We start from the raw sequence: 23216 nt of genomic DNA, 5'->3' as shown, positions 1-23216 counted from the left end.
GGGCGATGATTTCTTCGCCGATCCCCCGACCAGACCTGCTTCCAGCAGCCTTCGCAAGCGCCAGGATCGTCAGTTCGCCTGACGCTGACCGGCCGGCACGAACATGTAGCCCAGGCCGCGGATGGTCTTCAGCACTTCCGGCTTCTGCGGATCCGGCTCGATCTTGCGGCGCAGCCGCATGATCCGGATGTCGATGGAGCGGTCGAACGCCTCCATGTCCCGATTGTGCGCCAGATCGAGAAGCTGGTCGCGCGACAGCACCCGGTTCGGCCGTTCCGCGAAGGAGCGCAACAGGTCGAACTCCATGGCGGTCATCGGCACCTCGTCGCCGTCGCGGTGGTAGAGCCGCTTGGTGTCGAGGTTCAGGATGCAGCGACCCATCACAACTTCGTGACCCATCGTCGCCGGCGCCTCGTCGTGCGCGGCATCGCCCGACGAGAGGCGCCGCACCAGGCTGCGCACCCGGGCCAGCAGTTCGCGCGGGTCGAACGGCTTGGTGAGATAGTCGTCGGCTCCGAGCTCCAGCCCGACCACCCGGTCGATCACCTCGCCGCTACCGGTCAGCATGATGATCCCGACGGGACCGCGCTCGCGCAGGTAGCGGGTGAGCGTGAAGCCGTCGTCGCCGGGCATCTTGAGATCGAGCACGACGACATTGACTGGCCGCTGGGCCAGGACCGACTTCATCGCGGCGCCATCCTCGGCGGTGGAGACGACGAAATCGTGCGCGAGCAGGTAGTCGCGGACCATCTCGCGGACCTCGGCGTCGTCGTCGACGACCAGGATGTGGGGATTGCCGGACACGCGCTCAACCGGATGCGGTACAGTTGCCTCTGTATGGAAAGTCTAACGAAGCCCGCAGAACCGTGCACGCGGAATTGTGACAGGAAATCGCATTGATTCGCCCCTTTTCGAACACTCCGGCTCCGATCCAGCCTATGTCCTGCCGATTATTCGGTCCAGCGCCTGCAAAGCCAACTCATATCCCTGCACGCCGAGGCCGCAGATGACGCCGACCGCAACCGCCGACACATGGGAATGATGGCGGAAGGGCTCGCGCCTGTGGATGTTGCTGATGTGCACCTCGATCACCGGATAGTCGCAGGCCTGCAGCGCATCCATGATCGCCACCGACGTGTGGGAATAGGCGGCTGGATTGAGTATGGCGCCCGCCACCCGGCCGCGCCCTTCCTGAATCCAGGTGACCAGTTCGCCCTCATGGTTCGACTGGCGGAAATCGATCTCCAGGCCGAGATCCCCGGCCAGCGACTTCAGCCGCGCCTCGACGTCGGCCAGGGTGTCGGCGCCATAGATGTCGGGCTGACGTGTGCCCAGGAGGTTGAGGTTCGGCCCGTTGAGTACGAGAACGGTGCGCGTCATGGAATCGGTCTCCTGCGTCGCTGCAGTCGGGATGCGCCGGGACAATGCCATTGCGGCGCGGCCGGCGCCACTGCCGCCGCCGGAACGCGCCGTTCATGGCCTCCGGATGCCTGTTCCCGCCTGCGAAACAGCCGGATTAGAGCTTGCATGCGCTACCATTCGATGGTCCAAATTCCGTTGCGGCCGATAGGCGCGGTGTGGGACCGGCGGTCGCATCGTACATCCTGGGATGTTTCCGCGTCGCCGCAAAGCGCGACGGGTTTTGTGATGCTTGGTGAAACGGCGTAATCGACGGGTCGATGGAATGAGCGACGACGACGACGAACTCGTCATTGTGCTCGAGGACGGGCCCGACTCCGACGATCCGGTCATTTCCGGGTACTGGAAGGTCGTGGTCATCGACGACGATCCCGCCGTCCATGACGGCACCCGCTTCGCGCTGAGCGATTATGTCCTGCAGGGCTACGGACTGGAAATCATTTCGGCCTACTCCGCCAGGGAAGGCCGCAAGGTGCTGGCCGAACATCCCGATTGCGCGGTCGTGCTGCTGGACGTGGTGATGGAGACGGACACGGCCGGCCTGGATCTCGTCGGCTACATCCGCAACCAGCTGAAGAACGACACGGTGCGCATCATCCTGCGGACCGGCCAGCCCGGCCAGGCGCCGGAGCGCAGCGTCATCGTCGACTACGACATCAACGACTACAAGGCGAAGACCGAGCTGACGGCGGACAAGCTGTTCACCACGCTGACCTCCGCGCTGAGGAGCTACGAGCAGCTCAGGCGCATGAACGAGACGCAGCGCGGCCTGGAGACGATCATCGACGCCGCCTCGGTGCTGTTCGACTTCCACGCCGTCGACAGGCTCGCGGAGGCGATGCTGGGCGGCATTGCCTCCCTCGTCGGCGGCCCCGGCGACGGCGTGGTCGTGCGACGGACGGGCGAAGACGCGGCCTGTACGACGCTGATCGGCGCCGGCAGGTACGCCGCAGCTCCCGCACTCGGCGCGGATTGCAAGCTCGAGGCCGATTTCAGGGAGCGGATCGAAGCCGCGTTCGCGGCCAACCGGACCGTCGTCCACGGAAGCGCGGCGGCGGTCTACCTGGCGACCCGGTCGGGCGGCGAACTCGTCATCGCCGTGGACGCCGGCCGCCCGCTCACAGAAATTGACCAGTCGCTGATCGACGTGTTCTCGAGCCGCCTGGCGGTCGCCTTCGACAATGTCGCCCTCTACGAGGAACTGGAGGAAGGTCACGCTCGACTGGAGGAACGCGTGGCGCAGCGCACCGAGGAACTGGACCGCGCAAACGCCTTCAAGAAGGAGGTGCTGAGCATCGTCGCGCACGACCTGAAGAACCCGCTCAGCGTCATACTCGGCCGCGCCGACCTCCTCGGCCAGCAGATCCGGCGCAACCCGATCCCCGTCGAGAACGTCACCAAGCACGTCGACCAGATCACCCATTCCGCGCGTAGGATGACCGCGATGATCGAGGGGCTGATCACGGAGGCGATGAACGACGCGGTGGACTTCACGATACGCCGCACGCCCTGCAATCTCGCCGAGCTGATCCGGACCGTGGTCGAATCGAACCAGCCGCTGGCGGATCGCAAGGCCCAGACGATCAGCGTCACGGTCCCGCCGACGCTGTCCATCCGCGCCGACTACGACCGGATCCGCGAAGCCGTCGACAACCTGATGTCCAACGCCGTCAAGTACACTCCGAGCGGTGGCGTCATCGACATTTCCGCCGATGTGGAAAACAGCGAGGCGGTCATCCGCGTCGCCGACAACGGTCCGGGCCTCTCGGAGGAGGACATGACCCGCCTGTTCGGCCGGTTTCAGCGTCTTTCGGCGCGGCCGACGGGTGGCGAAAGCTCTTCGGGACTGGGCCTGTCGATCGTCAAGCGGGTGGTCGACCTGCACAACGGCCGCATCTGGGCGGAGCGCTGCACCCCGGACGGCGGCACCTGCTTCACCATCGCGCTGCCGATCGACCGCTGAGGCGGTGTCGCCGGCTCAGTACGGCAGGCCGACGTAGTTCTCGGCAAGCGATACCTGCGCCGCGTGGGAAGAGAACAGATAGTCCAGCTCCGTCGTCTGGATGCGCCGGTCGAAGTCGTCTTCGGCGGGAAAGTGGTGCAGCAGCCGCGTCATCCACCAAGAGAAGCGTTCGGCCTTCCAGATCCGCGCCAGGGCCCGCTCCGAGTAATGGTCCAGGCCGCTGTCGTCGTCCTTCCGGTAATGGTCGAGCAGCGCCTGGAACAGGTAGAAGATATCGGAACCGGCGCTGTTCAGTCCCTTGGCGCCGGTCGGCGGTACGATATGTGCGGCATCTCCGGCGAGAAACAGGCTGCCGTGGCGCATCGGCTCCGCGACATAGCTGCGCAGCGGCGCCACGGTCTTCTCGAGCGACGGCCCGGTCACGATCGTCGACGCCGCATCCTCCGGCAGCCGTGAGACCAGCTCGGTCCAGAAACGGTCGTCGGACCACTGCTCGATGCGTTCGTCGGCCCCGCACTGGACGTAATACCGGCTTCGTGTGTGGGAACGCATCGAACACAGCGCGAAGCCGCGCTCGTGATTGACGTAGATCAGTTCCTCGGAGACGGGCGGTGTTTCCGACAGCAGGCCGAACCAGCCCATCGGATAGACCTTTTCATATTCGCGCAGCCTGTCGGCGGGGATCGCCTGGCGACTCACCCCGTGGAACCCGTCGCACCCGACGATGAAGTCGCAGTCGACGCGATGGACCTCGCCGCCGCGCCGATAGGTGAGGCAAGGCGTGTCCGTTTCGACGTCGTGCGGCGCGACGTCCTCGGCGCCATGCACGACGATCCCGCCCATCCTGTCGCGGGCCTCGTAGAGATCCTTCGTCAGCTCGGTCTGGCCGTAGACGATGACGGTGTTGCCGGTCAGGCCCTTCAGGTCGATGCGGTGGCGCTCGCCGTTATAGGCGATGTCGAAGCCGTCGTGGACCAGGCCCTCGGCGTCCATACGGTCGGCCACCCCCGCCTCGCGGACGAGGTCCGCAAAGCCGTGCTCGAGAACGCCGGCACGCACCCGGCCGAGCACATAGTCCCGGCTGTGCCGCTCCAGCACGACCGTCTCGATACCGTTGAGATGAAGAAGCTGCGAGAGCAGAAGACCGGATGGACCGCCACCGATAATCCCGACCTGCGTGCGCATTTCCGCCAGCGTCCCGTGAACGACAAGCCTGTACATTATCGCCGCGAGGATGCCGATGAATGGACATACACGGCCAACGGCTGGTACTTTCCGGTCACCAACCTGGCCGATCGCGATGAACCTGTTCCGCCCTCCCGCCTCCGGCACGCCGGTTTCGCGCTTCGCGCTCTACGGTGAGAAGCCGGGCGAGGACGATCCGGAATTCGTCCATATCGAGGACATCCAGATCCGATCCAGTCTCTACGGCTGGCGCATCGCGCCGCACCTGCACCGGCGCATGTTTCAGGTCGTCTTCGTGATCGACGGGCCGGCGATCGTGCAGCTCGAGGACGCCCGGCACGAGGCGCACGCTCCCTGCGCGGTCTGCCTGCCGGGCGACGTCGTCCACGGCTTCGACTTCACCCGCGAGACGATCGGCTACGTGGTGACCGTGTCCGAGCGCCTGCTTCTCGACGCCGCCCAGCAGAGCGGCCCGGCCCATTTCGACGCGCTGCTCGCCGAAGCGAGAATCGTCGCCTTCGACGGCGGCGAGGACGTCACCTTCGCCACCACCCTGCTGGAACAGATGTCGCGCGAGTTCCAGGCGCGCGATCACGGCCGAAACGCGATGTTCGAGTGGCTTCTCAACGCCCTGCTGATGACTATCCGCCGGCGGCTCGCCCTGCAGAGTGCGCCGGACGACGGACATTCGTCAGGGCGCGACAGGTTTGCGGAAGCCTGTCGCCTGATCGAGGATCACTACCGCGAGCATCTGCCGGTGACGGCCTATTCGGAGCGGCTGGCGATGACACAGGCGCGTCTCAACCGGCTGTGCCGGCGCTTTTCCGGCAAGACCTTCTCGGATCTGCTGCACGACAGGCTGACGCTGGAGGCGCAGCGCTACCTGATCTACACGTCCGCCACGGCGGAAATGGTGGCCTACGAACTGGGCTATGCCGACCCGGCCTATTTCAGCAGGGTCTTCAAGCGGCGCACCGGCAGGACGCCCGGCGCGTTCAGGCGCGAGCGGCGGGTCGCCGATTGACAGGCGCCCGATGCTGCCGCTTGACCCGACACCGCGTCGCCGGAGATAAGCGTTCCAACGAGACTTCATCGGCGGCCGGTCGCCCGAGCGGCGCGCGCACCGAACCGAAGACGCCCCCTGATCGCATCTCTTGAACGGGAAACGACGACATGACGGTTCGCACCGGCCGGGACATTCTGGGCATCCCGGGCCCCACCACCATTCCGGACGAAGTGCTGGGCGCCATGCATCGCCCCGCCATCCAGATCTATACGGGCGAACTCGTCGACTACACGACCTACATCCAGGATGGTCTGCGCGACATCTTCCGCACCAAGGGTCGTACCTACATATACGCAGCCAACGGCCACGGAGCCTGGGAGGCCGCCGTCACCAACGTGCTGTCGCGCGGCGACCGGGTGCTGGTGCTCGAAAGCGGCCGCTTCGCCCACAACTGGGGAGAAATGGCGCGCACCCTCGGCGTCGAGATCGAGACGCTGGAAGGCACCTGGCGTGACGCCGTCGACCCGGCCGCCGTCGAGGCGCGGCTGAAGGCCGATACCGGCGGCAGGATCAAGGCGGTCCTGGTCGTCCAGATCGATACCGCCTCCGGCGTCGTCAACGACATTCCGGCGATCCGGGCCGCGATCGACGCGGCCGGTCACGACGCCCTGTTCATGGTCGACACCATCGCCTCGCTCGCCTGCATGCCGTTCGAGATGGACGAATGGCGGATCGACGTGTCCGTCGCCGCGTCCCAGAAGGGGCTGATGACCCCGCCGGGGCTCGGCTTCGTCGCCGCCGGCGAGCGCGCCATCGCCGCGCACCGGACCGCGGACCTGCGCACCAGCTACTGGGACTGGACCGCCCGCGAGGGCGAGCTGCATTACCAGAAATACTGCGGTACGCCGCCGGAGCACCTGCTGTTTGGGCAGAGGAAGGCGATGGAAATGATCTTCGAGGAGGGCCTCGAAGGCGTCTGGAACCGGCATCGCCTGCTGGCCGGAGCAACGCATGCAGCCGTGGAGGTCTGGGCTGAGGGCGGCGTCTTCGAATTCAACGTCATCGCGCCTGAATCCCGCTCGCAGTCGATCACCGCGGTGCTCGTCGGCGGCGGCCAGGACGTGGCTGCCCTTCAGCGATACTGCCTCGAGAAATGCAACGTCACGGTCGGCGGCGGCATCGGCGACCTGAAGGGGAAGGCCCTGCGCATAGCGCATATGGGCTATGCGAATGCGCCGATGCTGCTGGGCATGCTGAGTTCGATCGACATGGCGTTGAAGGCACTGAAGGTGCCCCACGGCGCCGGCGCGACGCAGGCGGCGGTCGACTATCTGGGCGAGAACGTTTCCGCGTGAGGCAAGGCCGGCCCTGACTTTCAGGAGCGGCCGCGGGCGGCGGTGAGTGGCTGCCCCCGCAAAAAAGGCCGTCGGGTGATGCCGGCAGGAGGAGAAGGAGTTGCCGACATCGGCCCGACGGCCGTCTACGATGCCTTTGTCATCTATACCGTCGGCCGATCGAACCCTGATCCCCCGACCTCGGAGCGATCTGCCGTGTGGTGACGGCCGTGATGACAACGGCCCCGTATTCAAACTCGGTTCGTTCGTTTCCAGCCCTCGCGTGCCGCCCTGCCGGAAGCCCCGGCGGATGCGCCGGCAATACGACAGCGTCGCCGTTCCTTCCGCACCTCCCAACGCGTCGCGCCTACAAGTCACGACCGAACTTTGTGCGGCTGGCACGGCGACCGGTCGGTCACCCGCTTGCTGAAAACGAACCCGGGGACGGTGCCCCGGAAATCAAGGGTCCGAGCGCTGCCCGTCCCCTTGGCTTGTTGCTATGTAAGATAATATGACTATAAAAGTCAAGTTAAGAATCCAATAGCGCCGACGATGCCGGAACGGGCCTTTGCGTCGGCGCTACCGGTAACAAGGACCCGCGTACCGAAATGATGTCCGAACGCACCCCGATTCCCGCGCCCTCCTCCAATTCGGACACAACGAACAAACAACAGAAGACAGTCGATTCAAGCGACCTGTTCGAGGGCTCCCGGGAACTGGTGATCCGCCACAACCAGGATCGCTACATCCTGCGCATCACCCGGCAGGGCAAACTGATCCTCAACAAGTAGGCGGGCACCTCCCGCCCCGGCGCACCCCTTGCGCCGCACCCCTTGCGGCGCGCCGCGGGACCGGCTACCTCCCCGGCGATGGCGCCCCCGATACTGCTTCTTCAGGACATTCATCTGACCTTCGGCGGAACGGCCCTGCTGGAGGGTGCGGACCTGTCCGTCGAATCCGGGGAGCGGATCTGCCTCGTCGGCCGCAACGGCTCAGGGAAATCGACGCTGCTGAAGCTTGCCGCAGGCCTGATCGAGCCGGACGGCGGCCGGTACTTCCTGCAGCCGGGCACGACCCTGCGATACCTTGCCCAGGAACCGGATCTGACGGGCTTCGCGACGACGCGCGCATTCGTCGAATCCGGACTGGGGCCGACCGACGACCCACACGCCGCACAGGTGCTGCTGGAAGCGCTCGGCCTGACCGGCGAGGAGGATCCAGCCCGCCTGTCCGGCGGCGAGGGGCGGCGCGTGGCGCTCGCCCACGCGCTGGCGCCGGAGCCCGACATCCTGCTGATCGACGAACCGACCAACCATCTCGACCTGCCCGCCATCGAGTGGCTGGAAGCGGCGTTGAAGTCGTCGAGTTCGGCGATCGTGCTGGTCAGCCACGACCGCCGCTTCCTGGAGAACCTGTCGCGGACGACCGTCTGGCTGGACCGCGGCCGGACGCGGCGGCTCGAACAGGGATTCGGCGCCTTCGAAGCCTGGCGCGACAAGGTCTTCGAGGAGGAGGAGCGCGACCTCCACAAGCTCGACCGCAAGATCGCCATGGAGGAGGACTGGCTGCGCTACGGCGTCACGGCGCGGCGCAAGCGCAACCAGCGCCGGCTCGGCAACCTGCACGACCTGCGCACCTCGCGCCGCGAGCACCGGCACGCGCCGCCGACCGCGAAGATGGCGGTGGCCGAGAGCGACATCTCCGGCAAGCTCGTCATCGAGGCCAAGAACATCTCCAAGACGTTCGGCGGCCGCACCGTCGTCGAGCCATTCTCGGTCCGCATCCAGCGCGGCGACCGGATCGGCATCATCGGACCCAACGGCGCCGGCAAGACGACGCTGCTCAACATGCTGACCGGCGAGCTGGATCCGGACACAGGCTGGGTGAAGCTCGGCATGAATCTGGAGATCGCAAGCCTCGACCAGCGCCGCGCCCGGCTCGACCCCGAGACCAGCCTGCGGGCCACGCTGACGGGCGGCGGGTCCGACATGGTGATGGTGGACGACAAGCCGCGCCACGTGATGAGCTACATGAAGGACTTCCTGTTCACGCCGGAACAGGCGCGCTCGCCGGTCAGCGCCCTGTCCGGCGGCGAGCGCGGCCGGCTGATGCTGGCGCTGGCCTTCGCCCGGCCGTCGAACCTGCTCGTCCTCGACGAGCCGACCAACGACCTCGACCTCGAGACGCTGGACCTGCTGCAGGAGTTGATCGGCGACTACTCGGGCACCGTCATCCTTGTCAGCCACGATCGCGACTTCCTCGACCGCACCGTCACCTCGGTGATCGCCTCGGAGGGCGACGGCACCTGGACGGAGTATGCGGGCGGCTATTCCGACATGCTCGCCCAGCGGCGCGGCGGTAGCGGCGGCGGATCCGACAAGTCAGACAGGAAGCCGCGCAAGCAGTCCACGGCGGCGGCCGGGGGACCACCGTCCGACCGGCGCCGCATGACCTTCAAGGACAAGCACGCGCTGGAAACGCTGCCCAAGCGCATGGCCGCCCTGGAGACGGAGATCGCAGGCCACCAGAAGACCCTGTCTGACCCGGACCTGTATACGCGCAATCCGGGCGCCTTCGCCTCGGCGACCGAGCGGCTGACCCGGGCACAGGAAGAGCTTGCCCGGGCCGAAGAGGCCTGGCTCGAGCTCGAGATGCTGCGCGAGGAAATAGAAGGCACCGGGTGAGCCCCAACTGTTGCGCCCACACCGCGCGTCGCGGTTGGGCGGATCGTCGCCGCGCAGGTGAGCAGGTGTCATGCCGAAACGCCAGCGTGACGGGGGTGCCTCGATCCTGTATTGAGCAGCGATCCCGCTCCGGCCGGACCCACCTGCGGCGGCCCTTCTTCAAACATCCCCGGTATGACCGACCCAGCCACGCCAATTGACCCCTCCGTCGGTCCGCAGACCGGCAATGCCTTCCGGAATCGGGGGTTCCTGTTCTACTGGATCGCCCGCACGCTGTCGGGTTTCTCGACCCAGATCATCTCCGTGGCGGTCGGGTGGCAGGTCTACGACATCACCCGTGACCCGTTCGATCTCGGCCTCGTCGGCCTCGTCCAGTTCGCGCCGGCCCTCCTGCTCGTGCTGATCACCGGCAGCGTCTCGGACCGCTTCAACCGCCGCCTGATCATGTCGATCTGCCTCCTCGCCGAGGGTCTCTGCGCCGCCGCCATCTTCGCGCTGACCCTGTCGGGACTGGTCGTCGTCTGGCCGATCTTCGCGGTCCTGGTATGCTTCGGCATCGCCAGGGCGTTCTTCAATCCGGCGGCCCAGTCCCTCATCGCCAACATCGTTCCCCCCGAGGACATCAACAACGCGATCGCCTGGAACTCATCGGGCTGGCAGATCGCCACGATCACCGGACCGGTCGCCGGCGGCCTGCTCTACGGGGTTCTGCCGGAAGCCGCCTATGCAACGGCGTTCCTGCTGATGGTGGTCGGCTCGGCGCTCATGCTGTGGGTCCCCCGCCCGGCCCAGAAGACGCTTCACGAGAAGGCCAGCTGGGAGACGCTGATCGCAGGCTTCCGCTATGTCTGGCACGAGAAAGTGGTGCTCGGCGCCATCTCGCTCGACCTGTTCGCGGTGCTGCTGGGCGGGGCGACCGCGCTGCTGCCGGTCTATGCCCGCGACATCCTCGACGTCGGGCCGTGGGGGCTGGGCCTGCTGCGCGGCGGCACCGGCATCGGCGCGGTGACCGTAGCGATCTATCTCGGTTTCCGGCCGATCCGCGACCAGGCGGGCCTGCTGATGTTCGTGTTCGTCGGCTTCTTCGGCCTGTTCACGGTGGTGTTCGGGCTGTCGACCATCGTCTGGCTGTCGATCGTCGCACTGATACTGATGGGCGCGTGCGACATGGTCTCCGTCTATATCCGCGAGACCCTCATCCAGCTGTGGACGCCGGACGCCGTGCGCGGTCGCGTCAACGCGGTCAACATGGTCTTCATCGGCGCATCGAACGAGCTCGGCGAATTCCGCGCCGGCGTGTCGGCGGCACTGATCGGTGCCGTGCCTGCCGTGGTCTTCGGCGGCATCGGCACCATAGCTGTGGCGGGCATCTGGGCCTACGCCTTCCCGGCGCTGCGGCGGGCACGCCATCTGACCGGCCGCGTCTAGGCCGCAGCAGCCGGCAAAATCGCACCGCCTCTTGCTTTTCGTGGCGGAAACCGGTCTCGCGCTGTAAAAAGCCCGCTATGCGGATCACGTATCGCGTCTTCCTCGTGGGTGGAATCCCGATCGCGATCGCCGCGGCGATCGCGGCGGTCGCCTGGATTCTGCTCAACGAGGCGGAACGCGCCCGCGACGGCGCGGTGCTCGCCGGGTCGACCTACCGCAACCTGCTGGTCGCGATGACCGCGCGCGACGAGTACGTCAACGCGCCGCCGGCCGACCGGGAAACCTTCGCCGAGCGGTTCCGGACGTATTCCACCGCCGCGCGCGACGATATCGAGAAGCTGATCGTCGTCGCCCGCGCGCCGGAACTGCGGGAATCGGCGACGGGCGCCAACGAAGCCCTGACCCGCTATGTCGACAGCATGGCCGATTTCATGGAGGCGACGGTCCGCAACGACCGGCTGGTCGAGGAGATGGTCGCCCGGGCGGCACTTCTCGTCGCGCTGACCGACGAGGCGCGCGAGCGCCAGCGCGCCTCGAATGCCGATATCATCTCCACCCTGCGCGACCGCGACGCGGCCTTCCGCAGGATTCGAAGCCTCGTCAACGCAGCCGAAGAACTGCGCTCTGCGGTGTCGGCCACAGAGCTGCGCGCGGCGATGCTGATGATCTCGCCGCCGGACGCCCGGGACGACATCAGGCTGAAGCTCGGCTTCGACATCGGCCGGTTCCGCAATGCGGCCGCCAGGTTGTCGGAGATCCTGGCCGAGTACGACCCGCACGCCGTGGCCGAGCTCCAGACACTGGCGCAGGATTACGACACTGTCATTACCGGAATCGTCGAGGACGACGGGCCCGCAGACGGTGCGGCGGCCGACAGCCGCCTTGAGCTGGAGGGCTCGCACATCTCCGAGTGGTCGGACCGCATCGTCAAGGTGAAGACATCCGAGCAACGCGCCCTCTATGAAGAGATTGCCCAGCTCGTCGGCTATTCGGTCGCCGCCAACGAGACCGAGAGGGCCGCCCAGAACGTCGCCATCGAGGTGCTCGAACTGGGGCAGCGGACCACCGTGGCCCTCGGCGAGCGCGACCCCGAGGCCACCGCGACCATCCTCGCCGAAAGCGCGCCGATGCCGCAGATCGTCGCCTCGCTGCCGATCTCGCCGCTGATCCAGTCCGAGATGATCGACGCGATCGACCAGTGGCGAGAAGGGCTCGCCACGGCGACGGAGGGACTGCGGCGCCAGAACGAGCGGATCGCCGACATGGACCGGGCCGCGGTCACCATGATCGACGGCGCCCGCGCCCTCAACGACCTGTTCACCGCCGACGCGGATCTCATCGGCAAGACGATCGGCAACATCCTGATATTCGGCGCCGCGGCCGGCCTGCTGTTCGGCGCGGTCACCGGCTATTTCGTTGCCCGGTCGATCACGCGCCCGCTTCTGCGCGTCCAGCAGGGAATGGTGGCGCTGGCCAGGGACCCGCAGGCCGGCCCGATCGCCGATGCCGACCGCGCCGACGAACTCGGCGAGATGGCGCGCGCGGCGAATTTCTTCGTCGCCGAGATCGGCAAGCGCGAACAGGACCTGCGCCAGGCCAAGGAGCGCGCCGACACAGCCCTGGAAGACCTGCAGCGGGCCCAGGCGGACCTGATCCAGGCCGAAAAGCTCGCCTCGCTCGGCCAGCTCGTCGCCGGCATCGCCCACGAGATCAATACCCCCGTGGGCATCGCACTGACCACCGGAACGCAGCTCGAGGAGGAGGTGCGCCGGTTCAACGCGACGGCGGAATCGGGCCAGTTGAAGAAGTCGCAGCTGCAGAAGTTCGTCGCCCGGATGCGGGAGGGCTCGCGGCTGCTCTACGTCAACCTGAGCCGCGCAGCCGAGCTCGTCCACAGCTTCAAGCAGGTTGCCGCCGACCAGGCCAGCGGCGAGCGGCGCCGCTTCCAGATGCACCGGTGGCTGGAGGAACTGATGACGAGCCTCGGCCCGGCGCTGCGCAAGTCGCGGCACGAGGTCACAATCGAATGCCGCGACGGACTGGAGGTCGACACCTATCCGGGCGCACTGAGCCAGGTGCTGACGAACCTCGTCATGAATGCCCTGACGCACGCCTATGGCGAGGATCAGTCGGGCCACATGACCGTCGCCGTCAGCGAGCCGCGGCGCGATACCGTCCGGATCGTGTTTTCCGACGATGGTCGCGGCATCAACCCCGCCGATCTCAACCGCGTCTTCGATCCGTTCTTCACGACCGGCCGCAGCCTCGGCAGCACCGGGCTCGGCCTGCACATCGTCTACAACCTCGTCACCGGCCTGCTGCAGGGCAAGATCGACGTGGAAAGCACGCCGGGTCAGGGAACCCGTTTCATCATCGAACTGCCCGCCGCCGTCGAGGACGTCAGGGCGGAGCCGGTCAGGGTCGAGGCCTGAGACCGTGGTGCGAAGGAGATCAAGATGAAGTTCTGGACCGGATGCATCGTTGCCGTCCTCGTCATGACGTCGGCGGCTGCAGCGGAGGCTAAGACGCTGGTGTTCTGCTCGGAAGGCAATCCGGAGGCGCTCAATCCGCAGATCGTCACCACCACCACCGGACTGAACGCCGCACGGCCGATGTTCAACCAGCTCGTCGAATTCGTGCCCGGCTCGACCCGGATCCGCCCTGCGCTGGCCAGGTCGTGGGAGGTCTCGCCGGACGGCACGGAGTACATCTTCCATCTGCGCGACGACGTGCAGTTCCACAGTTCGGACGACTTCACGCCGACGCGGCCCCTCAATGCCGACGACGTGCTGTTCTCGCTCGAGCGGCAGTGGAAGCAGGACCATCCGTTCCACGCGGTGTCTGGCGCCCAGTACGCCTACTTCAAGGACATGGGGATGCCGGAGCTGCTGAAGTCGATCGAGAAGATCGACGATATGACGATCCGCATCAGGCTGACCCGGCCGGAAGCCCCGTTCCTCGCCGATCTCGCCATGCCCTTCAACTCGATACTGTCGGCGGAGTATGCCGCGCAGCAGCTCGAGAACGGCACCCCCGAGCGCCTGGACGAGGAGCCGATCGGCACCGGCCCGTTCACGTTCGACAGCTTCCAGAAGGATGTCGCGGTGCGCTACCAGGTTTTCCCGGACTACTGGGAAGGCCAGCAGCCGATCGAGACGCTGGTCTTTTCGATCACGCCCAATCCGGCCGTCCGCCTGACCAAGCTCAAGGCCGGCGAATGCCACGTCATGGCCTTCCCCAATCCCTCCGATGCGCAGCGGATCAGCGATGATCCGAACCTCAAGCTGATGCAGCAGGAGGGTTTCAACATCGGATATCTCGCCCTGAACACCTCGCGGCCGCCGTTCGACGACGTGCGCGTACGCCGCGCCATCAACATGGCGATCGACAAGCAGGCCATCATCGACGGCGCCTATGGCGGCGCCGGCAAGGCCGCCAAGAACCCGATTCCCCCCACGCTGTGGTCCTACAACGACGACATTGAGGACTACCCCTACGACCCCGCGCAGGCGCAGCGACTGCTGGCCGAGGCCGGATACCCGAACGGCTTCGAGACCGATCTCTGGTACATGCCGGTCAGTCGTCCCTACAATCCCGACGCCAAGCGGGTCGCCGAGCTGATCCAGACCGACCTGAGCCGCATCGGCGTGCGCGCCAATCTGGTGACCCGGGAATGGAGCGACTACCGGACCGCCCTGCAGAACGGCGAGCATTCCATGGCGCTGTACGGCTGGACCGGCGACAACGGCGATCCGGACAACTTCCTCAACGTACTGCTCGGCTGCACCGCCTCGCGCATCGGCGGCAACAACGTCGCGCGGTGGTGCGACGAGGACTTCGATGCCCTCGTCAGCCGCGCCAAGCTGACCTACGACCAGGAAATCCGCGAGCGGCTCTACCGGGAGGCCCAGGAGATCTTCAAGCGGGAGGCGCCGTGGGTGCCGATCGCCCATTCCGTCGTCTTCATGGCGTCCCGCGACGAGGTGGACGGCTTCAGGATGGACCCGCTCGGACGCCACCCCTTCGATCATGTCGACCTGAAATACTGATTTGCCGCCGGCCGTCGCTTCTCGAGGTGGCATCGGCCGGGGCCTGCGTATACGTTCCGCTCGCTGACGGGACGCAAGACTGCGGCCGGGCTGCACCGGCCGTCGCAAATCGAGGGGCAAAGTGAGGGAATGCTGCAATGAGGAAAAAAGTCGCTCTCGTGACGGGCGCCGGCACCGGTGTCGGCAAGGCCGCCGCACTGGGACTGGCGGCCGCGGGCTACGCGGTGGTGCTGGCCGGACGCCGCAAGGAGCCTCTTGACGAGGTCGCCGCCGAGATATCCGCGGCCGGCGGAAAGGCGCTTGCCGTGCCGACCGACGTGACGGATCCGGCCTCGGTGGAACAGCTGTTCGAGACGACCGTCGGCGAACTGGGACGTCTCGACGTCCTGTTCAACAATGCCGGCACCGGGGCGCCGCCGGTGCCGCTCGAGGACCTGACGTTCGAACAGTGGAAGACCGTCGTCGACGTCAACCTGAACGGCATGTTCCTGTGCCTGCAGCAGGCCTTCCGGGTCATGAAGGCGCAAACCCCGCAGGGCGGGCGGATCATCAACAACGGCTCGATCTCCGCCCACGCGCCGCGGCCGAACTCGGCCCCCTACACCGCCACGAAGCACGCGGTGAGCGGCCTGACCAAGTCCGCGTCCCTGGACGGCCGCAAGTACGACATCGCCTGCGGTCAGATCGACATCGGCAACGCCACGACGCCGATGACGGCCCGCATGGCGGGCGGCGTGCCGCAGGCGAACGGCGAGATGATGCCGGAGCCGACCATCGACCCGAAGCACATCGCCGACGCGATCGTGTACATGTCCAACCTGCCGCCTGACGCCAACGTCCAGACCATCACCGTCATGGCGACCAAGATGCCCTTCGTCGGACGCGGCTGACGCCGCGCCCGACGTCCCGCCTCGCCTGCCCGGGCGCCGGTTCCGGCGCTCCCGTCCGGAGTACATTGGAAGATCATGTTCGGTGAGTGGCTCTGGGCGGTGTTCACCGTCACCGCTGCCGGTGCGCAGACCATGCGCAACGCCATGCAGAAGGAGTTGACGGCGACCCTCGGGACCGTCGGCGCGACGCATGTCCGCTTCCTGTTCGGCTTCCCCTTCGCCGTTCTGTTCCTGCTCGTCGTGGTCGCCGTCACCGGCTCGCCGCCACCGCTCCCAAATCTCGAGTCGCTGGCCTGGACGGCCGTCGGGGCAGGCGCGCAGTTCGCCGCGACGGCGCTGATGCTGACGGCCATGAACACCCGCACCTTCGTCGTCGCCATCGCCTACACCAAGACCGAGCCGGTGCTGGTGCTGGCGTTCGCGGTCGTGTTCCTGTCCGAGGTGCCGACGCCGATGGTGGTGGCCGCGGTGGTGGTGGCGACGGCGGGCGTGCTGGCGATGTCCTGGCCGACCCGGCTGACGCGGCGCGACGATCTGCTGCGCACCACCGCGCTCGGCATCGGCTCGGGCGCCATGTTCGCCCTCTCGGCGGTCTGCTATCGCGGCGGCATCCAGACGAGCGGCGCCCAGCACTTCGTCGTGGCGGCGTCCTCGACGCTGGTCGTGGCGCTGGCGCTGCAGACGGCCACGGTGTCGGCGATCCTGCTGATCCGCAGCCGGCGGACGCTGCGGGAGATCCTCAGGATGTGGCGGCCGTCGATGACCGCCGGGTTCCTCGGGGCACTGGCCTCGCAGTTCTGGTTCCTTGCCTTCGCCATCCAGACCGCGGCGGCGGTGCGCACGCTCGGCCTGGTCGAGATACTGTTCGCCCAGATCGTCTCGCGCCGCCTGTTCGACCAGCGCACCTCGCCGCTGGAAATGGCGGGAATCGCATTGCTCGTGCTGGGTGTTATCCTGATCCTCGGCGGCGGCTGACGCGTGCGGGACAGGACACAGAGGAGGAACGACCCATGCAAGACGCAACTTATCCGAGCCTGCGCGACAAGGTGGTGATCGTCACCGGCGGCGGCTCCGGCATCGGCGAACAGATGGTCCGGCGGTTCGCCGGACAGGGCAGCAAGGTCGGGTTCATCGACATCAAGGAGGAGGAATCCCGCGCCCTGGCCGACGAGTTGTCGGCGTCGGCAGCCGTTCACTTCGAGAACTGCGACCTCACCGACATCGAGGCGCTGCGGGCCGCGATCAGGTCGATCCGCCAGGCGCTCGGACCGATCGACGTGCTGGTCAACAACGCCGCCCATGACGAGCGCCACGACATCGATTCGGTGACGCCGGAATACTGGGACAACCGGATGGCGGTGAACCTGCGCCACCAGTTCTTCGCCGCCCAGGCGGCCTATCCGGACATGAAGGCGACCGGCGCCGGGGCGATCGTCAACCTCGGCTCGGTGTCCTGGATGATAGGCCAGGGCGGCATGCCCGGCTACACCACCGCCAAGTCGGCGATCCAAGGCCTGACCCGAAGCCTCGCCCGCGACCTCGGTCCGCACAACATCCGGGTCAACACCCTGGTGCCCGGCTGGATCATGACGCAGCGCCAGATCGACCTGTGGCTGACGCCCGAGGCCGAGCAGGAGCTGATGCAGCGCCAGTGCCTGAAGCGGAAGCTCTATCCCGACGACATCGCCAAGGTCGCCCTCTTCCTGGCATCCGACGAGGCCGGCGGCTGCACCAACCAGACGTTCATCGTCGACGGCGGCTGGGTATAGGGCTCGCGGTCTGGCAGTCGGAGTATAGCGCTTCCCAGCGGCCGCGGCGCCAGAACGCGGAGGTCGGCAGACCGCGCATCGTCCCTTCCGCTCGTTCCCGCGAAAGCGGGACTCCAGCGCAAGACCCCGGCGCAGCCGCTGCTCGGGACTGCGTGCCGGCGTCCACCGACTGCAGCTGCGGCAGCCGCGGCGCTGGGCCCCGGATCAGGTCCGGGGCGTCGGCCTGTCGGGTCGCGAGGGCGGTGCCACACGCCGCAGCCGATGTCCCGGGCTCGACCCGGGACCCAGCGCAAGGACCCGGCGCAGCCGCCGTCCTGGACTCCCGCTTTCGCGGGAGTGAGCGGAATTTGGGGGTACGATCGGCGCGGCGGCTACAGCCCGACCCAGCGGCCGCCCCGCTGCGAGGACGTCACCGCGGCCTCGATGAAGGCGACGCCGGCGGCCCCGTCGGTGATCGTGGGGAACGTCACGTCCGGGTCGGCCGCCGCGCCGGTCCGGCGGGCGCGGATCGCCCGGGCCACCTCGGAGTAGATGTTGGCGAAGCCTTCCAGGTAACCCTCCGGATGGCCCGGCGGGACGCGCGTCACGCGCGCCGCGACCGGCGCCGAGCCGCTGCCGCCGCGGGTGATCAGCCGCTTCGGCTCGCCGAACGGGGTGTACCAGAGCCGGTTCGGCTCCTCCTGGCACCATTCGAGCCCGCCCCGTTCGCCGTAGACGCGCAGCTTTAGGGCGTTCTCGTTGCCGGGGGCGACCTGGCTCGCCCAGAGCATGCCGCGGGCGCCGCCCTCGAAGCGCAGCAGCACGTGCACATTGTCGTCGAGCACGCGGCCGGCCCCGAAGCTCGACAGGTCCGCGCATAGCTCCGACGGCGTCAGCCCGGAGACGAAGCAGGCGAGCTGGTAGGCATGCGTGCCGATGTCGCCGACCGCCCCGCCCGCGCCCGATTTGGCCGGGTCCGTGCGCCAGGCGGCCTGCTTCTGTCCGGTCGCCTCGAGGCTTTCGGTCAGCCAGTCCTGCGAATACTCGACCTGCACCACCCGGATCGCGCCAAGGTCGCCGGAAGCGACCATCTCGCGGGCCTGCCGGACCATCGGATAGCCCGAGTAGTTGTAGGTGACCGCGAAGATCGTGCCCGCCTTCTCGACCAGTCTCGCAAGCTCGCGCGCCTCCCGCGAGGTCGTCACCAGCGGCTTGTCGCAGATCACGTGGACACCGGCCTTCACGAAGGTCCTGGCGACCGGGAAGTGCATGTGGTTGGGCGTGACGATCGAGACCGCCTCGATGCCGTCCTTCAGCCGCCGCTCGCGCTTCGCCATCTCCGCATAGTCGGCATAGCTGCGCCTGGGATCGAGGCCCAGCTGTGCGCCGGAGGCCTTCGCCCGGTCCGGATCGGACGACAGCGCACCCGCAACCAGTTCATAGGCATCGTCCATGCGCGCCGCGATCCGGTGCACCGCGCCGATGAAGGCACCCTGCCCGCCGCCGACCATGCCGAGGCGGATGCGGGTTTGGGCGTCTGCCCCTTTCGAACCATCGATCGTCATGCTCGCCTACCTCTCGCATCACCCTCACCATCGTCATCCCGGCACAGCGCAGCGCGAGCCGGGATCGGAGAGCCACAAGACCCTCGGTGGCCCTCCGATCCCGGATAATCGCTTACGCGATTTCCGGGATGACGACGGAAAGCGGTTGCACTGCCGTAGTTCCCGCCGAATTCTTCGCGGGGCATCATTTTTCAATCCCCAGCATGCGCCGGTTGGCGGCCTCGTCGGTGCCGGCCCCGGCGAAGTCGTCGAACGCCTTCTCGGTCACGCGGATGATGTGGTCGCGGATGAACGGGGCGCCCTCGCGCGCGCCATCCTCGGGATGCTTCAGGCAGCACTCCCATTCCAGCACCGCCCAGCCGTCGTAGCCGTACTGGGTCAGCTTGGAGAAGATCGCGCCGAAGTCGACCTGGCCGTCGCCGAGCGACCGGAACCGGCCTGCCCGGTCGACCCAGGACTGGAAGCCGCCATAGACGCCGACGCGGCCGTCCGGATTGAGCTCGGCGTCCTTGACGTGAAACATCCGGATGCGCGGATGATAGAGGTCGATGAAGGCCCTGTAGTCGAGCGCCTGCAGCACGAAGTGGCTCGGATCGTAGAGGATGTTGCAGCGCGGGTGATTGCCGACGCGCTCCAGGAACATCTCGAAGGTGGCGCCGTCGTGCAGGTCCTCGCCCGGATGGATCTCGTAGCACAGATCGACGCCCGCCTCGTCGAAGGCGTTCAGGATCGGCATCCAGCGCTTCGCCAGTTCGTCGAAGGCCGTTTCCACCAGGCCCGCCGGCCGCTGCGGCCACGGATAGACGTAGGGCCAGGCGAGCGCGCCCGAGAACGTCGCGTGGACCGGCAGTCCCAGGTTCGCCGACGCTTTCGCCGCCCGCATCAGCTGGTCGACCGCCCATTCCTGGCGCGCCCCCGGATTGCCGCGCACCTCGGGCGCCGCAAACCCGTCGAAGGCCTCGTCATATGCCGGATGCACCGCGACCAGCTGACCCTGCAGATGGGTGGACAGTTCCGTGATCGCGACGCCGTGCTTGGCGGCCGTCGCCGCGACGTCCTCGCAATAGGCCTGCGATTCGGACGCCTGCTTCAGATCGAACAGGCGGCCGTCCCATGTGGGAATCTGGATCCCGGCATAGCCGAGCGACGCGGCCCATTCGCAGATGGCGTCGAGCGAATTGAACGGCGGCTCGTCGCCTGCGAACTGGGCGAGAAAGATCGCCGGCCCCTTGATCGTGTTCACGGATTTTGTCCTCCCAGACGGCTGTTGTCCCCGCTTCGATCGCATTGCGCCCTACGGGCGACGTCGGCGCAAGGGGATATCGACGGGCACCGGCTCCGGATCATGCCCGGACGTGCCTCGGGCACCCGTGACCACCATCGCCATTCGCCCCACGGCGGCGGTTGCCGCCACACCCGCGATGGTGGATGTTGGGCTGGAAAGACGGGGCCGGATTCGCCGGAGGAATGGTGCAGACCATGGGTCAAGGCAGCGAAACGGACGTGATGTCGGCGCTGGCGGCGGCGGGCATCGTGCCGGTCGTCACGATCACCGACGCCGACGCGGCCGTCGCGCTCGCCGGAACGCTGGTCGACGCAGGGCTGCCGGTCATCGAGATCACGCTCAGGACCGAGGCCGCGCTGGAGGCGATCCGGCGCATTGCCGCCGAGGTTCCGGGGGCGGTCGTCGGAGCCGGCACGATCCGGCGGCCGGCGGACATCGAGGCCTCGCTCGAGGCCGGCGCCCGGTTCCTCGTATCGCCGGGAACGCCTCCGGAGCTCGCCCGCGCGGCCCTGGAGGCGCCGGTTCCCTTCCTGCCCGGCTGCGCGACGCCGAGCGAGGCGATGACGCTGGCGGAACTGGGCTTCGGGACGCTGAAGTTCTTCCCGGCCGCAGCCTATGGCGGGCCGGCCGCGCTGAAGGCCTTCGCCGCGCCGCTGGCCGGCATTTCCTTCGTGCCGACCGGCGGCGTCGCCCCGGACAACCTGGAAACCTATCTGAAGCTGCCGAACGTACCGGCGGTCGGCGGGTCGTGGATGGTGAATCCCGAGTGGGTGGAGAGCGGCGACTTCGCGCGCATCGCGGCCGAAACGCTGACGGCGAGCACGCTGGCGCGGCGGATCCGCACGTAACGGCCGGCCGGCCTCACCCCGCAATCAGGAGGTTCCCGGGTGCCCGAGAGCTACAGAGTCCGCGATCCGATCGGCAGGCCAGAGGACAAGGGCGCGAGACCACCGGCCTACGACAGCCGGATCGAGGACGGCGTTCTGATCGAACGGGACGTCGCCGTGACCCTGCGCGACGGGGCGAGGATCTACGTCGACGTCTACCGGCCCGCCGACGGGCCGCCGGTGCCGCCGCTGATCGCCTGGGGCCCCTACGGCAAGCACGGCCACACGCGCTACAGCGTCAACTTCCCGAAGGCCGACGTGGACGACAGCAACATGTCCGCCTACACCGCCTTCGAGGCGCCCGATCCGTTCTACTGGGTGCCGCACGGCTACGCCGTCATCAACGCCGACCCGCGCGGCACCTGGCACTCCGAGGGCACCGCCACCTACCTGTCGCCGGAAGAGGCGCTCGATTTTCGCGACCTGATCGAATGGGCGGGGACACAGGCCTGGAGCAACGGCAAGGTCGGCCTGTCCGGCGTCTCCTACCTCACCTCCGCCCAGTGGCGCGTCGCCGAACTGAACCCGCCGCACCTGGCCGCGATCAACCCGTGGGAGGGCTGGACCGACACCTATCGCGAGGTCGTCCGCCACGGCGGTATCCCCGAGACTTCGTTCTGGCCCTACCTGCCGACCCGCTGGGGCAACAGCACGACGCGGATCGAGGACCTGTGGACCGAAACCGTGGAGCACCCGTTCTACGACGATTTCTGGGCCTCCAAGGCGGCGGACTTCTCGAAGATCACCGTGCCGGCCTTCGTGGTGGCGAGCTGGACCGACCAGGCGCTGCACACGCGTGGCACGCTGGAAGGCTTCAAAGGCATCGCCTCGGCGCACAAGTGGCTCTACGTGCACGGCCGCAAGAAGTGGAAGCACTACTACGACGCGGCCAGCGTCGAGATGCAGCGCGCCTTCTTCGATCACTTCCTGAAAGGCGAGGAGACGGAGCTCGCCGAGTGGCCTCGCGTGCGGTTCGAAGTGCGCGAGCGCTACGGCGCCGGCGAGGACCGCGCCGGCGGCGAATGGCCGCTCGCCGGCACGCGCTACACGCCACTCTGGCTGGATGCCTCGGCCGGTCGACTGCGGGCGGAGCCCGTGGCCGCCGAATCGACGGTCGGGTATGCGTCGAGGGCCGACGGCGGGGATCCGACGCGGGCGACCTTCGACCACGTCTTCGAGACCCCGACCGATCTCGTCGGCCACATGAAGCTGAGGCTGTGGATGGTCGCCGACGCCGCCGACGACATGGACCTGTTCGTGGCCGTGCAGAAGCTGGACCGGGCCGGCGAGGTCGTGCCGTTCGCCTATTACGCCCAGTTCGAGGACGGCCCGGTGGCGCTCGGCTGGCTGCGCGCGTCGCATCGCGAGCTCGATCCGGAAAGATCCACCGCGTTCCAGCCGGTTCTGGCGCACCGGCGCGACCTGAAGCTCGCCCCCGGCGAGATCGTCCCGCTCGACATCGAGATCTGGCCGTCCGGCACCCGCTTCGATCGCGGCGAGGGCCTGCGGGTGGTGGTGCAGGGCTTCGACATCTACGACTACCCGAAGCCGAGCGTCTACGCGCGCCACGAGGAGCTGGTCAACTCGGGCAGGCACACCATCCACGCCGGCGGGCGCTACGACTCCCATCTCCTGGTGCCGGTCGTGCCGAGGTGAGCGGATTTCGGGCGAATCCGTTCGGCATCCGAAAATCGATCGGGAGACCCCGGTTTTACTATCGTTCAAATTGACCGGACCGGGGTTCGCTCTTAGTTTTGCTCCAAAAGCATCGAC

At 67.4% G+C, this 23216-nt stretch carries 18 protein-coding genes; 13 read left to right on the top strand and 5 right to left on the bottom strand.

Translation table 11 applies throughout. The features are described 5' to 3' along the window. Window positions 1-69: 69 nt before the first annotated feature. Together V3328_RS01565 and aroQ are read right to left on the bottom strand one after the other, a co-directional pair. Entirely contained in the window at window positions 70-804 is a 735-nt protein-coding gene (locus V3328_RS01565; protein WP_340327883.1) for a response regulator, read from the bottom strand. Window positions 805-936: 132 nt separating this feature from the next. Beyond that, window positions 937-1380: a type II 3-dehydroquinate dehydratase gene (aroQ, locus tag V3328_RS01560; protein WP_340327882.1), complete on the bottom strand. Its 444-nt coding sequence runs from the start codon at window positions 1378-1380 to the stop codon at window positions 937-939. A gap of 304 nt (window positions 1381-1684) precedes the next feature. On the opposite strand from aroQ, the gene V3328_RS01555 reads away from it, so the two are divergent. Beyond that, window positions 1685-3382: a hybrid sensor histidine kinase/response regulator gene (locus V3328_RS01555; RefSeq protein ID WP_340327881.1), complete on the top strand. Its 1698-nt coding sequence runs from the start codon at window positions 1685-1687 to the stop codon at window positions 3380-3382. 15 nt (window positions 3383-3397) lie between these two features. Here V3328_RS01555 and pobA read toward each other — a convergent pair whose 3' ends face one another. Continuing rightward, window positions 3398-4567 (bottom strand): 4-hydroxybenzoate 3-monooxygenase, encoded by a 1170-nt coding sequence (pobA, locus tag V3328_RS01550; RefSeq protein ID WP_340328254.1) that lies wholly within the window; start codon window positions 4565-4567, stop codon window positions 3398-3400. A gap of 115 nt (window positions 4568-4682) precedes the next feature. Between pobA and V3328_RS01545 the strand changes: the two genes are divergently transcribed. The 10 genes from V3328_RS01545 (at window position 4683) to V3328_RS01500 (ending at window position 17727) form a co-directional block, all read left to right on the top strand. Continuing rightward, window positions 4683-5591, top strand: a complete 909-nt coding sequence (locus V3328_RS01545) for a helix-turn-helix domain-containing protein (protein WP_340327880.1) — start codon at window positions 4683-4685, stop codon at window positions 5589-5591. Between the two features lie 149 nt (window positions 5592-5740). Then, the gene (locus tag V3328_RS01540) at window positions 5741-6928 is read left to right on the top strand and encodes a pyridoxal-phosphate-dependent aminotransferase family protein (protein WP_340327879.1); all 1188 of its coding nucleotides are present in this window, start codon (window positions 5741-5743) and stop codon (window positions 6926-6928) included. Window positions 6929-7518: 590 nt separating this feature from the next. Then, window positions 7519-7698: a hemin uptake protein HemP gene (locus tag V3328_RS01535; RefSeq protein ID WP_340327878.1), complete on the top strand. Its 180-nt coding sequence runs from the start codon at window positions 7519-7521 to the stop codon at window positions 7696-7698. A 78-nt stretch (window positions 7699-7776) separates the two neighbouring features. After that, window positions 7777-9591 (top strand): ABC-F family ATP-binding cassette domain-containing protein, encoded by a 1815-nt coding sequence (locus V3328_RS01530; protein WP_340327877.1) that lies wholly within the window; start codon window positions 7777-7779, stop codon window positions 9589-9591. Window positions 9592-9765: 174 nt separating this feature from the next. After that, on the top strand, window positions 9766-11019 hold the full coding sequence (locus V3328_RS01525) for an MFS transporter (RefSeq protein WP_340327876.1): 1254 nt from the start codon (window positions 9766-9768) through the stop codon (window positions 11017-11019). Window positions 11020-11096: 77 nt separating this feature from the next. Beyond that, window positions 11097-13451 carry a sensor histidine kinase gene (locus V3328_RS01520; RefSeq protein WP_340327875.1) on the top strand — a complete coding sequence of 785 codons (2355 nt, stop codon included), beginning with the start codon at window positions 11097-11099 and terminating at the stop codon, window positions 13449-13451. 24 nt (window positions 13452-13475) lie between these two features. Next, window positions 13476-15068 (top strand): ABC transporter substrate-binding protein, encoded by a 1593-nt coding sequence (locus V3328_RS01515; RefSeq protein WP_340327874.1) that lies wholly within the window; start codon window positions 13476-13478, stop codon window positions 15066-15068. A gap of 137 nt (window positions 15069-15205) precedes the next feature. After that, window positions 15206-15958 (top strand): SDR family oxidoreductase, encoded by a 753-nt coding sequence (locus V3328_RS01510; RefSeq protein ID WP_340327873.1) that lies wholly within the window; start codon window positions 15206-15208, stop codon window positions 15956-15958. 75 nt (window positions 15959-16033) lie between these two features. Further along, complete coding sequence (locus V3328_RS01505; protein WP_340327872.1) at window positions 16034-16933, top strand: EamA family transporter; 900 nt, start codon at window positions 16034-16036, stop codon at window positions 16931-16933. Window positions 16934-16968: 35 nt separating this feature from the next. Beyond that, a complete protein-coding gene (locus V3328_RS01500) occupies window positions 16969-17727 on the top strand; it encodes an SDR family NAD(P)-dependent oxidoreductase (protein WP_340327871.1) in 759 nt (252 codons plus the stop codon). Window positions 17728-18098: 371 nt separating this feature from the next. Here V3328_RS01500 and V3328_RS01495 read toward each other — a convergent pair whose 3' ends face one another. Together V3328_RS01495 and V3328_RS01490 are read right to left on the bottom strand one after the other, a co-directional pair. Further along, window positions 18099-19271 (bottom strand): Gfo/Idh/MocA family protein, encoded by a 1173-nt coding sequence (locus tag V3328_RS01495; protein WP_340327870.1) that lies wholly within the window; start codon window positions 19269-19271, stop codon window positions 18099-18101. 184 nt (window positions 19272-19455) lie between these two features. Then, window positions 19456-20514, bottom strand: a complete 1059-nt coding sequence (locus V3328_RS01490) for a sugar phosphate isomerase/epimerase family protein (protein ID WP_340327869.1) — start codon at window positions 20512-20514, stop codon at window positions 19456-19458. A gap of 236 nt (window positions 20515-20750) precedes the next feature. Here V3328_RS01490 and eda point away from each other — a divergent pair, with 236 nt between their 5' ends. Beyond that, a complete protein-coding gene (gene eda, locus V3328_RS01485) occupies window positions 20751-21404 on the top strand; it encodes a bifunctional 4-hydroxy-2-oxoglutarate aldolase/2-dehydro-3-deoxy-phosphogluconate aldolase (protein WP_340328253.1) in 654 nt (217 codons plus the stop codon). Window positions 21405-21443: 39 nt separating this feature from the next. Next, window positions 21444-23099 carry a CocE/NonD family hydrolase gene (locus V3328_RS01480; RefSeq protein ID WP_340327868.1) on the top strand — a complete coding sequence of 552 codons (1656 nt, stop codon included), beginning with the start codon at window positions 21444-21446 and terminating at the stop codon, window positions 23097-23099. Window positions 23100-23216: the final 117 nt, after the last annotated feature.

Origin of the sequence: Microbaculum marinum (assembly GCF_037855135.1) — a bacterium.
Taxonomy (GTDB): Bacteria; Pseudomonadota; Alphaproteobacteria; order Rhizobiales; family Tepidamorphaceae; genus Microbaculum; species Microbaculum marinum.
Note: the sequence above shows the minus strand (reverse complement) of the source record. Positions and strands in the feature narration are given on the sequence as shown.

What these genes read in the sequence shown, in the direction of transcription:
- aroQ (WP_340327882.1), bottom strand. Translation starts at nt 1,380, where the DNA reads ATGACGCGCACCGTTCTCGTACTCAACGGGCCGAACCTCAACCTCCTG.
- V3328_RS01555 (WP_340327881.1), top strand. Translation starts at nt 1,685, where the DNA reads ATGAGCGACGACGACGACGAACTCGTCATTGTGCTCGAGGACGGGCCC.
- pobA (WP_340328254.1), bottom strand. Translation starts at nt 4,567, where the DNA reads ATGCGCACGCAGGTCGGGATTATCGGTGGCGGTCCATCCGGTCTTCTG.
- V3328_RS01545 (WP_340327880.1), top strand. Translation starts at nt 4,683, where the DNA reads ATGAACCTGTTCCGCCCTCCCGCCTCCGGCACGCCGGTTTCGCGCTTC.
- V3328_RS01540 (WP_340327879.1), top strand. Translation starts at nt 5,741, where the DNA reads ATGACGGTTCGCACCGGCCGGGACATTCTGGGCATCCCGGGCCCCACC.
- V3328_RS01535 (WP_340327878.1), top strand. Translation starts at nt 7,519, where the DNA reads ATGTCCGAACGCACCCCGATTCCCGCGCCCTCCTCCAATTCGGACACA.
- V3328_RS01530 (WP_340327877.1), top strand. Translation starts at nt 7,777, where the DNA reads ATGGCGCCCCCGATACTGCTTCTTCAGGACATTCATCTGACCTTCGGC.
- V3328_RS01525 (WP_340327876.1), top strand. Translation starts at nt 9,766, where the DNA reads ATGACCGACCCAGCCACGCCAATTGACCCCTCCGTCGGTCCGCAGACC.
- V3328_RS01520 (WP_340327875.1), top strand. Translation starts at nt 11,097, where the DNA reads ATGCGGATCACGTATCGCGTCTTCCTCGTGGGTGGAATCCCGATCGCG.
- V3328_RS01515 (WP_340327874.1), top strand. Translation starts at nt 13,476, where the DNA reads ATGAAGTTCTGGACCGGATGCATCGTTGCCGTCCTCGTCATGACGTCG.
- V3328_RS01510 (WP_340327873.1), top strand. Translation starts at nt 15,206, where the DNA reads ATGAGGAAAAAAGTCGCTCTCGTGACGGGCGCCGGCACCGGTGTCGGC.
- V3328_RS01505 (WP_340327872.1), top strand. Translation starts at nt 16,034, where the DNA reads ATGTTCGGTGAGTGGCTCTGGGCGGTGTTCACCGTCACCGCTGCCGGT.
- V3328_RS01500 (WP_340327871.1), top strand. Translation starts at nt 16,969, where the DNA reads ATGCAAGACGCAACTTATCCGAGCCTGCGCGACAAGGTGGTGATCGTC.
- V3328_RS01495 (WP_340327870.1), bottom strand. Translation starts at nt 19,271, where the DNA reads ATGACGATCGATGGTTCGAAAGGGGCAGACGCCCAAACCCGCATCCGC.
- eda (WP_340328253.1), top strand. Translation starts at nt 20,751, where the DNA reads ATGGGTCAAGGCAGCGAAACGGACGTGATGTCGGCGCTGGCGGCGGCG.